Source organism: Slackia exigua ATCC 700122 (genome assembly GCF_000162875.1).
Lineage (GTDB): Bacteria > Actinomycetota > Coriobacteriia > Coriobacteriales > Eggerthellaceae > Slackia > Slackia exigua.
The window spans coordinates 1,126,048-1,139,496 of the sequence record NZ_GG700630.1 but is presented as its reverse complement, the minus strand read 5'-3'; the positions used below and the strand labels follow the sequence as shown (position 1 = coordinate 1,139,496).

Here is a 13,449-nt window from a genome sequence, read left to right as displayed (position 1 = left end):
CCTCCTTACCGGGAAACGGCCGAATCCATCAGAGCTTTCACGGTATCGAACTGCTCAGCGGTCGCGAGAGGAGCGCGTAGCGCGCCGTCTTTCACGCACAGCACCCGGTCGCAGGCGCACGCGACGAGCTCCAGGTCGTGCGTTACCACCAGGAGCGCACGGCCCTGCTCCGCGAGCCGTCTGAGCAGCCGGGCTATACGTTGCATGCCGTCGAGGTCAAGGCCGCTCGTGGGCTCGTCGAACACGAGCACGCGCTTTTCTGCGGCGACGCATGCCGCGACGGCCAGACGCTGCTTCTGTCCGCCCGAGAGGGTAGCCGGATGCCGATCGCCCAAGGCCTCGAGGTCGAGTTCGGACAGGACACGCGCAACGTCTACGCTCTCGGCCTCGCGTCGAGGCAGGCCGAAGGTCACCTCTTCGGTCGCGCTTTCGGCGAACAGCTGGTAGTTGACGTCTTGAAACACCATCGACGAGACGCGCACGCGTTCCCTGCGCGTGGCGGTCGCGCTGTTGAGCAGGATCTTCCCCCGCGTCCGACGCTCGAACCCGCACAATGCCCGGCACAGCGTGGTCTTGCCCGCTCCGTTGCGGCCGACCAGCGCCGTGACTTCGCCCGCGTGCAGCTCAAGTGCCGCGCCACGCAGGACAGGGGCCGTGCCGAAGGAGACCGAGAGCGCCCGCGTCGCGAGCAGCGCGCCGCCCGCGCGAGGGGAATACGTGCTCACGGAAGGATTCGCGCGCGGGGCTATCTCGCCTATGCTGCGGGCGCGCAGTCCCATCCGTCCGACCTCCCAGGCGTCGAGCGATGCGAATTCCGCCGCCCCCATGACGCGCCCCACGCTCCCTTTCTCCAGGTACACGTATCTGTCGGCGATGCCGGCGAGCCAGGAGAGCCGGTGTTCGGCGACGAGAATCGCGCAGCCTCTTTCCTTGGCATGCCCCACGAATGCCGTCATGGCGTCTATCGAGGTCAGATCGAGGTTGCTCGTGGGCTCGTCCAAGAGCAGGTTCGCGGGATGTTGGGCCCAGATGCTCGCGAAGGCGATCTTCTGGCGTTCGCCGCCCGAAAGTTCGAAGATGCTGCGGTCTGCCAGCATGGAAAGGTCAAGCTCCTCGAAGGTCTCGCTCACGCGGGGGCGGATCTTCTCTTCAGGCCACCCCGCGCTCTCCAGTCCAAACGCGACTTCGCCCGTGGTCTCCACGTTGAAGAACTGGGTGCGCGGGTTCTGGAAGAGCGAGCCCGCTCGTTGCGCTATCTCCCAGGTGGCAAGGTCGTCCACGTCGGTGCCGTCGAGCATGACGTTGCCGGCCTTCTCTCCTGAAAAGAAGCGAGGGGCAAGGCCGTTTGCGAGTCTGAGCAGGGTCGACTTGCCGCAGCCCGACCGCCCGCAGAGCACGACGACCTCGCCGGGGGCAACGGACAGCGACACGTTCCTGACCCCCGCGTCATCGGCCGTGGGGGACGTGCCATAGGAGAAGGAGACATGCCTGAAGGAGATCATGCGACCACCCTGATCGCGAGCATGATCGCAATGACGGCGAGGGATGCCGCGAACGTCAGGAGATCCGCACGCCGTAGCTCTATATGCAGATAGCAGGTGCGCGCTACAGGGTTTTCGATGCCACGTGCCACGGCTGCCATGGAAAGCTCGTCGGCGGCGCGGCTTGCGCTCATGAGCAGAGGGACGTAGATGCAGTCGATGGTGCGCATCGGCGCCTGGATGAACCCCAGCGGGTTTGGCGATATGCCGCGCATGCGCATGGCGTCTTTGATGAACCCCCAGTCTTCGCGCACGGTCGGCGCGTAGCGAAGGGCGACGGCCAGAGGAATCGTCACCGCACGGGGCACTCTCATCCGCGTCAGCGCGCTCATGAATTCGTTTATGTGCGTGGTCTTCACCGTGGCGTACGCCATGAGCCCGCAGGCGAACACCTTGCGCATCAGGAGAAGAAACGAGGAGAACATGGTGCGCAGGCCTACGTCATCCAAGTATGGGACGAACTGCGCGAGCGTTATGAACAGCGCGTATAGAACGAGCATGGCCGCAGAGACTCGGAGCTGCCCCAGCATGCTTCCAAAGGCGAAGGCGACCCCCATGAGCGCGAAGTCGCACAGCATATTCGGTGCCAGCGCCACCGCGACGGCCATGGCGGCGATTGCCGCGAGCTTGGCGCGTGGATCGAGGCGCACGCCTCTCCCCGGCGTCCCATCTCTTTTCAGGGATGCTTCAGGAATCTTCTGCGTTTTGGGCATACGCGTGCGTCTAGGCCGTGATTCCGGCTTTTTCAAACTGGCGGTGCAGCAGGCGCATGCCCAGAAGCCCGCTTATGATGGCGCAGGCCACGGTGGCAAGCACCATCGCAGGCAGCATCCAGTCGGTCGCCGTGGACATCATCGTGTCCATATAGGCTTGCTCGGCTCCTTTGCCCACCAGGTATGAAGCATAGCCCGTCGGGTTGGCCCAGAGCATAAGATAGGATCCCATGGGGGAAAGCGAGTAGACGACGAACGCCGCGAAGTTGAGCGCCTTGCTCCTGAACCGGCCGATGCCGGCTATGATATCGGCGGCAATGCCCAAGACGACGCAGGCCACCGCCCAACCCCAGTACATGCCCGTCGCAAAAAGGAACAGCCCTTCGACGACGCCCACGACGATGAGCGGCCCGTGCTTGGGCACCTTGGCGATGAGCAGAAGGTAGATCGGTCCGGTGAGCAAGGCAACCGAAGCCGGCATCCAGAATGTGAGCACGGGGTTGGAGGCGAAGAACGCGCCGCCCACCATCATGAACACCAGGTAGAGCGCCGTGAATATGCCTACCGTGACAAGGTCCCGTGCCGCAAGCCTCCCTGTGCCCTTCCCCGCTGTTTCTTGCTGGTCCATCTCTGTCCTTTCAAAATATATTACCTTTGGCTATCTTTATCTTGCGAGTATATGTTTGAGCATGATCTATCGGGTATTTAGGCTGATTTTCTGTCTAATCGACGTGAAGTCCTGTCTCAACGCCACATGACGAAGGGACGAAAAATGGAGAAGACGTTCCAAGAGAAGATGTTGGGGGGCACCGATTTCTCGCCTGTGCCGTCGCCCGATGGTTTCGGAGAGCTGTGGAGATCGTACCGGTCTAGGCAGGGCGCATATTGGGGATGGTTTCATTTCCTGTCGCCTCAAGAAGCCGATTGGAGCATCAGCATCCACGACTTCGTCATGGACGACGATTTCGTCATGAGTTCCGAAACCTCTGACTATCTCACGGTCACATACTTCAAGTCGATTTCAGGGGAGGAGTTCAACCCCTACCGCAAGCTCAGGCCGAACAGCCTCTGGGGCCAGAGCTTCAAGGGAGAGCCATGGAAGGGCATTGCGCATGCCGGCATACCCGTTCAAAGCATCTCGATCGAGGTGTCGCATGAGTTTTCCAGGCGGTTTCTCGAAAAAGAGTATCCCGGCGGGTTCGCGAGCGTCGAGGAAGCGTTCGTCTCGCTCGGAAACGATGGGGAGCATCTGGAATTGAAGGCTCTCCTCGCCAAGCTCTGGCCTGTACCCGGTGGCCAAAGCCATAGCGCGCTGTACTACGAGGGCAAGGTCCTCGAGGCGATGGGGCTTATCGTGGAAGGCACGAGGCAGCCGCGCGCACGTACCTGCAAGCCTGTCAGCTCATCTGACTGGGCGAGGATCCAGGATGTCGTGCGCTATATCGACGACCACTGCTCGTCTGCCCTGCGTATTGCCGACCTGTCGGCCATAGCCTGCATGAGCCCTACCAAATTCAAGGAGACGTTCAAGAAGGCGAATGGCAAGACCGTGACGGGCTATGTCCAGGAACGGAGGATGTCGCAGGCCGAACTTCTGCTCAGACAGCCTGATCTCACCATCGAGCAGATCGCGCGCTCTGTGGGTTACACGTGCACAAGCCGTTTCTCGGAGCTGTTCAGGCGCGAGGTTGGCATGCTTCCCAGCGAGTATCGCAAAGCGCTCCGGCCCTGAGAGCCCACGTGATCATCGCTCGGCATAGTGCCGGGCGATATCGCCTGTATGTCTCGCCGTCTTCGTTTTACTGTCAATGGCGATAAAACCGAACTGCCTTCTGTTATTCAGACTTAGGAGGAATACTCAGATCAAGCTCTGTCTTCTGCTTTTGCTCCGTAAGAGTACCGTCCGACGCACTGTTGTAACCAATGGTCAAAGCAGCTTTCGGATCAGAAATTCCCTCAAGAGGTCCTGGAGTTTTTGAAACATTCGGTATGAATAGATAGAATTTCTCACCAGGCTCTAGGAACGCGTTGCCACTGGCATTCAGAGGACCGGTTATGTCGCCAAGCCAGAATTCCACATAGAGAGTATCAGAATGCTTATTGATGACCTCGAAAACATAACCCTCTTGAGAGCTTCCCGGAACCTGGGCGATAGCGTACAGATTCATGTACAGCTTCTCAGTATCGATAAGGGTCTTATCAACCTCTCGGGTTACTTCGAATTTCTTTTCTTTCAGGTCGTTGAAAGAAGAATCATGAGGAATCGTGCCTGTATTGGTCAGCTGGTTGAAAGGCTCGTAGGCAACGCTCGAGTCGAGCGAGAGCACGCATGAGAATGCTTAAGAAGCGGTTCAATTCGGTTTGACCGTTCCAAAGTCCGAACTCACCTAAAGCTCAGCACTGAGTCCCGCTTCAGGACGCAATAGCGAGAAATGAATAAGGATCAGATTTTCCAGATGGGGACTGCCTGGACGGTTCGCGTGATGAGATACGGATCCGGAGTCTGGCACACAACGTGTCCGAATCCTACCTCGTAGCCGGAAAGGTTTTCAAGGCAAGCGAAATTCTTCACGGCATCCCTTCTCACCGTGGCTGATGTTTTCACCTCGACGGGATGCAGGGTACGCCCATCTTGGATGATCAGGTCGATCTCCCTTTTCTTGGCGTCGCGGTAGAACCAGATGTCGTGCAAGCTTTTTCCTGAGTTCATGAAGCTCTTCAGGATCTCGGAAACGACGAACGTCTCGAATACGTGTCCCGCCGCTGCACCGTTTCGCAACTGGTCAGGCGTTGTCCACCTGGTTAGATGGCATACGAGACCGGTGTCCATAAAGAAGATCTTCGGAGTCTTCGTCAGGCGCTTGTCAATATTCGGCCAAAACGGCTCGATAACACGCACGATATTGGAAGCCTGAAGAACCGAGAGCCAGGCTTTGATCGTCTTATGGTCCACGTCGACGGTTTTTGCAATGTCGGAGGCATTCAGGAGCTGACCGGTCCTCGCCGCACATGCGATCATGAAGCTGTAGAACTTCGCCTCGTCCTTCACGTTGACGAGCGCGCGGACATCGCGCTCGAGGTAGGAAGCGACATAGTCGGCGTAGAAGAGATCCCAGTCAATGTCGGGGTCCTGCAGCTCCGGCATCGAGCCCCGATGGATTACATCCCAAACGTCTGCCGAGGATGGATTTGCAGAATCGTCCACCATCTTCGGAATGTAGGGATGGGGGTCGGAGGAATTGCTCGAGAGTTCCCTCAGGCTTAAACCGGGCATCTCCAGAATCCGTATTCTTCCCGCCAGAGACTCGCTCACGCCCTTCATGAGGTGGAATGTTTGCGAGCCGGTGAGGACGATGCGCCCCTTCTCCTCCGATTGATCAACAACCCATTTCACCGGAGAGAAGAGCTCTGGCACGCGCTGCACCTCATCGATGATAAGCGGGAGGGTTTTCGACTCGAAGAACAGGGCAGCATCCTCTTTGGCAAGGAGATAGTCCCTAGGGTTCTCCATCGAAACATAGCTGAAGGCGTCGTTGAGATGGTGCCTGAGCATGGTTGTCTTTCCGACCTGACGGGCGCCGGTCACAAGCACAACTTTTCCCTGCTTCAGCATTGCATCGATCGTTGATTCGATTTCGCGCTTTATGTACATAAGATGCCCTCCCGGCAACAGGAGGGCATTATCTCATCGATATCCAGTACCGTCAAATATGGGAATTAAATTCCCATATTTGACGGTACTCCCCGTTTGGTGACGGCAGGCGGTCTCGAACAGGCATGCGGAGAGTCGATGCCGTGGCCCACGGCGTCGACTCAGTCCTGCGAGGGTGCAGCCCGCTCGCGCAGAATGTCCTCGATGGCACCGCAGACGGCATCTTTGAGGGCGCGCAGCGATGTGCCCGAATTATTCGGGAGGTGCAGCAGCAGACATCGGCGTCCGCGCTGCGCGAGCACATCGAAATCGGCGTTGGCCTGAGCTTTCGCGAGCGTGCCGAGGGTGGGGGCCGGCAGGTTCTCGAGCGGGATGTCTCCCCATTCGTCGGATGACACGATGAGGAGCACGCCGTTGTTCGCGCCGCCCTTCTGCAGCTGTCCGGTCGAATGCAGGTAGCGCGGGCCGATTTCCAGGCACGAAGGCACGCAGAGCTTGTCGGCCACGTGGTGACGGATGCCCTCGAGCGCTTCGCGCCGCCCTTCTCCGTCGAAAGGCAGGAAGGCATCGATGGCGAAGTAGTCGCCGGGTCCTACGGAGGCGAAAAGCGTCCGCAGCGCGCATGCCAGGGTCTTCTCTTCCAGATCGAGCGCGTCGCTCGCGTTGATGAGCACCTTTCCCATATCGATGCGTTCGATATAGCGGTCCTCGAACGACGTCGACGACGCCGTCGTCCCCTCGCTTCCATCGAGCATCGCGAGCGTCGCGGTCTTGGCTGCCGCCACGTCGGGCTGGTCGAAGGGGCAGACCTTCATCAGGTAGCCGACCATGGCGATGGCATATTCCCACATCACAAAGTGTTCTGCTAGGTCGGAGACGTTTTCGATGCGATACGCCCGCGTCGGGATGGCTTCGTCGATGTAGGAGAGCGCCGTTGCGAAGTTCATGCGCTCGTCCCAGAGATCGGTTTTGGTGGTGTACGAGATGACGGTTCGGTCGTGATGGTCGTGGGCAAGCACGAGGGCATCGAGCTCGATATTGGGCAGGATGCCCACGCCGCGCTTCCCGAGGCTCTCGGCGACAAGCTGTTCGATCCAAAGGCCGAAGACGCGGCCGCGTTTAGGCGTGAGCAGGCTGAACTTGTCGCGTCCCTGCCGGTACCCGTCATAGAGGAACGCGGCAAGGGCGATAGCCGGGTTGGCGGGCCGGTTCATGCGGCAGACCCGCTCGGCTTCCTTCGCATGGCTCACGAAGGTCTCCAGATCGATGCCGACGAGCGCGGCGGGCACCAGGCCGAAGACCGACAGGGCGCTGAAACGTCCGCCCACGCTCGTCTCGCCGAGGAAGCATGCGCGCCAGGAATGCTCGTGCGCCATGCGCTCGAGCGGAGAGCCGGGGTCGGTGATGGCGACGAAATGGCTGCCCAGATTCTCTTCGGGGATATAGGTGCGGAACGCGTCGAGGACGACGTCGAGGTTGCTCAGCATCTCGATCGTGGTGCCGGATTTGCTGGATACCAGCACGAGCGTGCGTTCGATGTCGATCGCGGCCAACGTTGCGCGCACGCGCACCGGGGAGATGCTGTCGAGCACCTTGAAATCGAGCGCGTTGTAGTCGGGCTTGTTGTACTTGGTGATGGTCATCGGCGCCTGCGTCGAGCCGCCTTCGCCGATGAGGACGACGTGACGGAAACCGCCTGCAATCGCTTGATCGGCGAATTCCTGGATCTTGGCGATAGGAAACGGCGGACGGGTGCCGAGGTCGGTCCATCCCATGAAATGCCCGGCGCTCTCGCAGGCGTCCTCGTCGAAAGCGTACAGCGAGGCGTCTTTCGCGAAGAGCCGTCCTGCGACCTTGTTTCTGACGAGCGTTCGCGCCGAAGGGTAGGTCGTTTCATCCTGGCACGTGAGCATTCTTCCTCGATTCCGTCGCAGGCGCATGCGGGTCGCCTGGCCGCCCCTGCGACGAGGCGCCTGACGGTGCGCTTCGGGTCGCATGGCGTTAAGGGTAGCAGATGAGGGCGAACGCCTCTAGCAAATGCGCGGAAGCTGCTCTCCGACGAGCATATCAAGAATGCGTCGGCTGCCGAAGCCCGTTTCGAGGAGAACCTTATGCCCGCGTTCGGGACGGCTCTCCTCGATCGTGCCGATGACGGCGGCATCTTCGCCGTAACGGCCGGCGCGCATGGCGTCGATAACGGCCTGCGCCTGGTCGGCTGGCGCGACGCATACCATCTTGCCCTCGTTGGCGACCTGGAACGGGTCGTATCCGAGCATGTCGCAGGCACCGCGGACGGCATCCTTGATGGGTACGTCGTCTTCCGATATCACGATATCCACGCCGCTCTGCTCGGCGAACTCGTTCAACGTCGATGCAAGGCCGCCGCGGGTTGGATCGCGGAAGCAGCGTACGTCGGGCGCAGCATCCAGCACGCGTGCGATCAAGTGGTTCAGGGGTGCGGCATCGCTTTTGAGCGCAGTGGAGAACGAAAGGTCCTCGCGCTGGCTCATGATCGTGATGCCGTGGTCGCCGATGGTGCCCGACACGATGACCGCATCGCCCGGCTTGCACGAGGCGCCTGAGAGGTCGCGGCCTTCGGGAATGAGGCCGATGCCCGCGGTGTTGATGTAGATGCCGTCGCCGTGCCCGCGATTGACGACTTTCGTATCGCCCGTGACCACGTGTACGCCGGCTTCTTCGGCCGTGCGTGCGATGGTGGCGCAGATACGTTCCAGATCGGACATCGGAAAGCCCTCTTCGAGCACCATGCCGATCGAGAGATACTTAGGCACGGCGCCGCTCGTGGCCACGTCGTTGACAGTGCCGCAGACGGCAAGGCGCCCGATGTCGCCGCCGGGGAAGAAATGCGGCGTCACGACGAAGGTGTCGGTCGAGAACGCCAGGCGTTCTCCCGGCGCCGGCGCGGGAAGCGTCGCGGCGTCGTCGCCCTGGGCGAGTTCCTCGGACCCGTACGCCTTCGCGAAGACGTCGTCGATGATGCGTTTCATCATCGAACCGCCCGACCCGTGGCCGAGCAGGACCGTTTCGTCTTTCATCTTCCGTCCTTTCCGACTGCGCGCATGCGCAGGCAGGCTCAGTAATACCGATAGTAGGCCGCGCAGGACCCTTCGGAGCTGACCATGCAGGGACCGATCGGATTCTCGGGGCTGCAGGCCTTGCGGAACAGCGGGCATTCGGCGGGGGTCATGATGCCGCGCAGCACGTCGCCGCACCGGCAGCCCTTGTGCTCGCGCGTCTCTTCGACGGTGGGGGCGAAGCGGCGCATCGCGTCGTACGCGGCGAATTCCTCGCGGATGCGATAGCCGCTCCCCTCGATCGGACCCAATCCGCGCCACGAGACCGTGCAGGTCTCGAACACCTCATCGATCGCGGCGAGCGCGACTTCGTTGCCGTGCGGCATGACGCCGCGCGCATAGGCGTTCTCGATGTCCGCGCGGCCTTCGGACAGCTGGCGAAAGATCATGAGCAGCGCATCGAGGATGTCGAGCGGCTCGAAGCCGGCGATGACTCCGGGGATACGGTATTTCTCCGCGAGGAAGCGGTAGGGTTCCATGCCGATGATCGTGCTTACGTGCCCGGGCAGGATGAGCGCGTCGACCTTGAGCTCGGGATCGCCCATCAGGACATCGAGCGCGTTGGGCATGTTCTTGCACGCTGCGTAGACCGAGAAGTTGGCCAGCCCCTCGGCTTTCGCGCGCTTGATGGCGATCGCGACGAGCGGCGTGGTGGTTTCGAATCCGACGCCGAGGAAGATGACCTGGCGCTCGGGATTGGCCTTCGCGACGGCGAGCGCGTCGAGGGGCGAATAGACGACGCGGATGTCGCGGCCCTGGGCCTTTTCCTTATTGAGCGACGAGGTGCTGCCGGGCACGCGCGTCATGTCGCCGAACGTGGTGATGATGGCGTCGGGCGTGCGCGCGAGCGCGATGGCGACGTCGATGTCCTCGTTCGCGGTGACGCAGACCGGGCAGCCGGGGCCCGACGCCAGGCGCGTGCCTGCGGGCATGACGTTGCGGATGCCGAAACGCGCGATGGATACCGTATGGGTGCCGCAGACCTCCATGAGCGTGGCGTGCTCGGGCGCGACGGCCTCGATGGCGCCGATGAGCTTGCGCGCACGCTTCGGGTCCTTGAACGTGTTCAAGTCGAACATGGCGTCACTCCATGTCATCCACGAGTTCGGGAATCTGGTCGATCAGATCGAGCGTGGCCTGGGCATCCTCCTGGCTCACGACTTCGATCGCGAAGCCGGCATGCACGAGGACGTAGTCATCGAGCATGGCCTGGGGGGTCAGGTCGACGGAGATCTGACGGGTCACGCCGAGGATGTCGACCGTCGCGATATTGCCTTCTTTGAATTCGGTGATGCGTGCGGGAATCGCTAGGCACATGTCTTACTCGCTTCCTAGGCGTGCGGATGCGACCGCCGCCTGTCCGTAGGAGAGGCCTCCGTCGTTGGGAGGGAGCTCGCGATTGATCACGACGGTGAATCCTGCTTCCATCAGGGATTCGGTCGTGTGTTCGATGAGATATCGGTTCATGAAGACGCCGCCGGAGAGCACGATCGTCCGTATATCGTAGGCGGCCTGGGCGAGCAGGCACGTCTGGACGATCGCCTGGACGAAGGCGTTATGGGCCTTCGCAGCTATGACGTGTACGGGCGTGCCGGCCGTCAGGTCGTCGAGGACGCCGCGGAAGAGCGGCTCGGAGTCGAGCAGCACGACGCTCGTGTCGTGCGCGGTGCTTTCCGCGGTCGCGGCATTCTTGACGATGGCTATCTCGTAGGCGTCGCGCGTTTCGCATCCGTCGATGGCGGCTTCGAAGAGCACGGCGGCCTCGCCTTCGTACCGCGCGTGCGCGCAGATGCCGACGAGCGCCGAAAGCGCGTCGAAGATGCGCCCGACGCTCGAGGTCGAAGGCGCGTTCAAGCCGCGCTCCATCATGGACGCGCAGACGTTCGCCGCATCTCCGAGCCTGTCTTTCAGGGGGCGGGACCCAGGATGATCGATCAGGTCGAAGGCCCACAGGGCGCCGAACGCCATGCGTGCAGGGTGCTTCACTGCGGCCGCGCCGCCGGGCATCGGGATGTACGTGAGGTTCGCGAAGCGCTCGAAGTCGACGCGGTTCGCGATCAGGATTTCGCCGCCCCAGATGGCGCCGTCGAATCCGTATCCGGTCCCGTCGAACGCGACGCCGATGACCGCGTCGTCGATGTCGTGCTCCGCCATGGCGGACACGATGTGCGCATGGTGGTGCTGCACGTCCATGACGCGTATGCCGTGCGTGCGGCGCATCTCGTCCGCCCATTTGCTCGTCAGGTATTCGGGATGCATGTCGCGTGCGATGACGGTCGGCTTCGCGTCGAAGAGGCGCTCGAGGCGGTTCTTGGCCTCGAGCCAGGCATCGAAGGTCTCGGCGTTTTCCATGTCGCCGATATGCTGGCTTGCGAATGCATCGTCGCCGCGCAGGAGGCAGAGGACGTTCTTCTGCTCGGGCCCGACGGCGAGGATGGTCGGCGTATCGGCATGTTCCTGCCCTTGCCCTGTGCCGTTCGCGGGCCGCGCGAGCTTGATGGGCATCGGCGCGAAGCCGCGGGCGCGTCGTATGAGCTGCACGGCGGCATCGCCTCCCACGCGGATGATGCGTGCGACCGAGTCGTCGAAGCGGGTCTCGATGGCGCGGTCGTTGCCGACGAAGGCATCCGCGATGCCGGCAAGGGCCTTCCATGCGGCCTCGTCGTCGGTCTGGATGGGTTCGTCATGCACATTTCCCGAAGTCATTACCAGCATCGACCCGAATTCTGCAAGCATGAGGTGCTGCAGGGGCGTATAGGGGAGCATGACGCCGAGCTCGGAGAGATCGTCGGCGAGCCCCGCGGCGAAGACGGCGCCGGGCTTCTTCTTGAGCAGCACGATAGGATGCGCCGGGCTTACGAGCAGGCGTTCTTCTTCAGGGGACACGGCGCAGCATGCGCGGACGGCGTCCAACGAAGGCGCCATGACGGCGAAGGCCTTGCCTTCGCGGCGCTTGCGCGTCCGGAGCTCGGCAAGGGTTTCAGGATTTGCGGCATCGCAGACCAGGTGGAATCCGCCGAGCCCCTTGACGGCGAGGATACGCCCGTCGTGCAGCCAGGAGCAGGCTCGTTCGATGATGGCATCGCTTGCCGCCAGGTCGCTTCCCCATTCGAGTTCGGGATGCCGGTCGCGCAGCGTCCTGGTTCGTGCGTCCGTATCCGCGTTTTCATGCGCGTCTGCATCCGCGGGCGTCGCGGCGTCGGCCGCTTCTTTCCAATATATATGGGGACCGCAGTCGAAGCAGGCGTCGGGTTGGGCGTGAAAGCGCCGGTCGGCGGGATCGGCGTATTCGTGCGCGCAGGCCGGGCACATGGGGAACGCCGCCATGGACGTGGATGGACGGTCGTAGGGCAGCGCATCGATGATCGTGTAGCGAGGCCCGCAGTTCGTGCAGTTGATGAACGGGTAGCGATAGCGCCGGTCGTCAGGGTCGAAGAGCTCGCGGATGCAGTCGTCGCAGGTGGCAAGGTCGGGAGAGATGAGCGTCGTCGCATCGGAGGACGTTTCGTCCGAATGGCGGATCTCGAAGGAATCGAAGCCCTCGAGCGGGACTTCGTCGAGCAGGATCTCTTCGACGCGCGATGCGGCGGGAGCGTGCTCCGAAAGCTCCAGGACGAAATCGTCCAGATCGGAAGCTTCTCCTTCGGCGTGGATGCGCACGCCATCGATGCCGTTCAAGACCCATCCGTCGATAAGGTTATGCTTTGCGGCCCGATAGACGAACGGACGGAATCCGACGCCTTGGACGATGCCGTGGACGCGTATGTCAAGCGCCTCTCTCATAATCCCCCTTTGAAGGCCCGGTCGTGGCCCTCTCCATGCGTTACTTGCGTGCGGACCCGTGCACGCGGACGCGCGGGTGCGGGCGTTGCAGGTTCCCCGCGAATTCCTGTTCGGATGCGATTGCTCCGTAGCCTGCGGCATTGAAGTTCCCGCGCTCGAACCCGCGCGCGGGGAAGGCGTCTTCGTCGTGGTCGGCTGCATCGTCGTGCGCATGGACGTGATCGCGCCCATGCGTCGCGTCGCTGTCGAGGCCGAGGAGATTCCGGCCCGTGGCGGTGATGGCCAGGTTGCCGTGCAGGACGCCCTTCGTGCCGAGGATCAGGTTGGATATGGCCTGGATCACATCGGTTTCGCCGCGCAGGATCACGACCTCCATGCAGAGCTCATGGTCGATATGCACATGCACGCTCGTGATGATCTGGTCGAGGCAGTCGTGCTGGATGGAATCGAGCTTCTCGCGCACGTCGCTCGCGTGATGGTTGAAGACGATCGTCAGCGTGCCCATGACCTCTTCGCCGGGCTCGCCGCTCGCCTGGCCGGCAAGGGCTTCGCGCACGAGGTCGCGCACCACTTCGCTGCGGTTCTTCGCGAGCCCGCGCGTGGCGACGAGCTTATCGAATTCGACCAGAAGGTCCTCGGGCATCGCGACCGAGAACCTCATCAAG

The 13,449-nt window shown here is 61.9% G+C and carries 12 protein-coding genes; 1 reads left to right on the top strand and 11 read right to left on the bottom strand.

From position 1 onward, the window contains the following. Nucleotides 1-5: 5 nt before the first annotated feature. The 3 genes from HMPREF0762_RS04905 to HMPREF0762_RS04895 form a co-directional block, all read right to left on the bottom strand. Complete coding sequence (locus HMPREF0762_RS04905; protein WP_006362385.1) at nucleotides 6-1,502, bottom strand: ABC transporter ATP-binding protein; 1,497 nt, start codon at nucleotides 1,500-1,502, stop codon at nucleotides 6-8. Beyond that, nucleotides 1,499-2,191 (bottom strand): energy-coupling factor transporter transmembrane component T, encoded by a 693-nt coding sequence (locus HMPREF0762_RS04900; protein WP_245935505.1) that lies wholly within the window; start codon nucleotides 2,189-2,191, stop codon nucleotides 1,499-1,501. Before HMPREF0762_RS04900 ends, HMPREF0762_RS04905 begins: the two co-directional genes overlap by 4 nt. A 73-nt stretch (nucleotides 2,192-2,264) precedes the next feature. Beyond that, the gene (locus tag HMPREF0762_RS04895) at nucleotides 2,265-2,882 is read right to left on the bottom strand and encodes an MptD family putative ECF transporter S component (RefSeq protein WP_006362383.1); all 618 of its coding nucleotides are present in this window, start codon (nucleotides 2,880-2,882) and stop codon (nucleotides 2,265-2,267) included. A gap of 144 nt (nucleotides 2,883-3,026) precedes the next feature. Between HMPREF0762_RS04895 and HMPREF0762_RS04890 the strand changes: the two genes are divergently transcribed. Then, entirely contained in the window at nucleotides 3,027-3,986 is a 960-nt protein-coding gene (locus HMPREF0762_RS04890; protein ID WP_006362382.1) for a helix-turn-helix transcriptional regulator, read from the top strand. Between the two features lie 103 nt (nucleotides 3,987-4,089). On the opposite strand, the gene HMPREF0762_RS04885 is transcribed toward HMPREF0762_RS04890, so the two are convergent. The 8 genes from HMPREF0762_RS04885 to nikR all read right to left on the bottom strand — a co-directional run bounded on the left by HMPREF0762_RS04885 (nucleotide 4,090) and on the right by nikR (nucleotide 13,445). Next, nucleotides 4,090-4,581 (bottom strand): hypothetical protein, encoded by a 492-nt coding sequence (locus HMPREF0762_RS04885; RefSeq protein ID WP_006362381.1) that lies wholly within the window; start codon nucleotides 4,579-4,581, stop codon nucleotides 4,090-4,092. Between the two features lie 116 nt (nucleotides 4,582-4,697). Beyond that, complete coding sequence (locus tag HMPREF0762_RS04880; RefSeq protein ID WP_006362380.1) at nucleotides 4,698-5,906, bottom strand: ATP-binding protein; 1,209 nt, start codon at nucleotides 5,904-5,906, stop codon at nucleotides 4,698-4,700. A 161-nt stretch (nucleotides 5,907-6,067) separates the two neighbouring features. Then, on the bottom strand, nucleotides 6,068-7,819 hold the full coding sequence (locus tag HMPREF0762_RS04875) for a glucose-6-phosphate isomerase (RefSeq protein ID WP_006362379.1): 1,752 nt from the start codon (nucleotides 7,817-7,819) through the stop codon (nucleotides 6,068-6,070). A gap of 117 nt (nucleotides 7,820-7,936) precedes the next feature. Beyond that, the gene (gene hypE / locus HMPREF0762_RS04870; protein WP_006362378.1) at nucleotides 7,937-8,962 is read right to left on the bottom strand and encodes a hydrogenase expression/formation protein HypE; all 1,026 of its coding nucleotides are present in this window, start codon (nucleotides 8,960-8,962) and stop codon (nucleotides 7,937-7,939) included. Nucleotides 8,963-9,000: 38 nt separating this feature from the next. Continuing rightward, entirely contained in the window at nucleotides 9,001-10,080 is a 1,080-nt protein-coding gene (gene hypD / locus HMPREF0762_RS04865) for a hydrogenase formation protein HypD (RefSeq protein WP_006362377.1), read from the bottom strand. A 4-nt stretch (nucleotides 10,081-10,084) separates the two neighbouring features. Continuing rightward, nucleotides 10,085-10,318, bottom strand: a complete 234-nt coding sequence (locus tag HMPREF0762_RS04860) for a HypC/HybG/HupF family hydrogenase formation chaperone (protein WP_006362376.1) — start codon at nucleotides 10,316-10,318, stop codon at nucleotides 10,085-10,087. Between the two features lie 3 nt (nucleotides 10,319-10,321). Further along, nucleotides 10,322-12,784, bottom strand: a complete 2,463-nt coding sequence (gene hypF / locus HMPREF0762_RS04855; protein ID WP_006362375.1) for a carbamoyltransferase HypF — start codon at nucleotides 12,782-12,784, stop codon at nucleotides 10,322-10,324. Nucleotides 12,785-12,824: 40 nt separating this feature from the next. After that, on the bottom strand, nucleotides 12,825-13,445 hold the full coding sequence (gene nikR / locus HMPREF0762_RS04850) for a nickel-responsive transcriptional regulator NikR (RefSeq protein ID WP_115314280.1): 621 nt from the start codon (nucleotides 13,443-13,445) through the stop codon (nucleotides 12,825-12,827). Nucleotides 13,446-13,449: the final 4 nt, after the last annotated feature.

What these genes read in the sequence shown, in the direction of transcription:
- HMPREF0762_RS04905 (WP_006362385.1), bottom strand. Translation starts at nt 1,502, where the DNA reads ATGATCTCCTTCAGGCATGTCTCCTTCTCCTATGGCACGTCCCCCACG.
- HMPREF0762_RS04895 (WP_006362383.1), bottom strand. Translation starts at nt 2,882, where the DNA reads ATGGACCAGCAAGAAACAGCGGGGAAGGGCACAGGGAGGCTTGCGGCA.
- HMPREF0762_RS04890 (WP_006362382.1), top strand. Translation starts at nt 3,027, where the DNA reads ATGGAGAAGACGTTCCAAGAGAAGATGTTGGGGGGCACCGATTTCTCG.
- HMPREF0762_RS04880 (WP_006362380.1), bottom strand. Translation starts at nt 5,906, where the DNA reads ATGTACATAAAGCGCGAAATCGAATCAACGATCGATGCAATGCTGAAG.
- HMPREF0762_RS04875 (WP_006362379.1), bottom strand. Translation starts at nt 7,819, where the DNA reads ATGCTCACGTGCCAGGATGAAACGACCTACCCTTCGGCGCGAACGCTC.
- hypE (WP_006362378.1), bottom strand. Translation starts at nt 8,962, where the DNA reads ATGAAAGACGAAACGGTCCTGCTCGGCCACGGGTCGGGCGGTTCGATG.
- hypD (WP_006362377.1), bottom strand. Translation starts at nt 10,080, where the DNA reads ATGTTCGACTTGAACACGTTCAAGGACCCGAAGCGTGCGCGCAAGCTC.
- HMPREF0762_RS04860 (WP_006362376.1), bottom strand. Translation starts at nt 10,318, where the DNA reads ATGTGCCTAGCGATTCCCGCACGCATCACCGAATTCAAAGAAGGCAAT.
- hypF (WP_006362375.1), bottom strand. Translation starts at nt 12,784, where the DNA reads ATGAGAGAGGCGCTTGACATACGCGTCCACGGCATCGTCCAAGGCGTC.
- nikR (WP_115314280.1), bottom strand. Translation starts at nt 13,445, where the DNA reads ATGAGGTTCTCGGTCGCGATGCCCGAGGACCTTCTGGTCGAATTCGAT.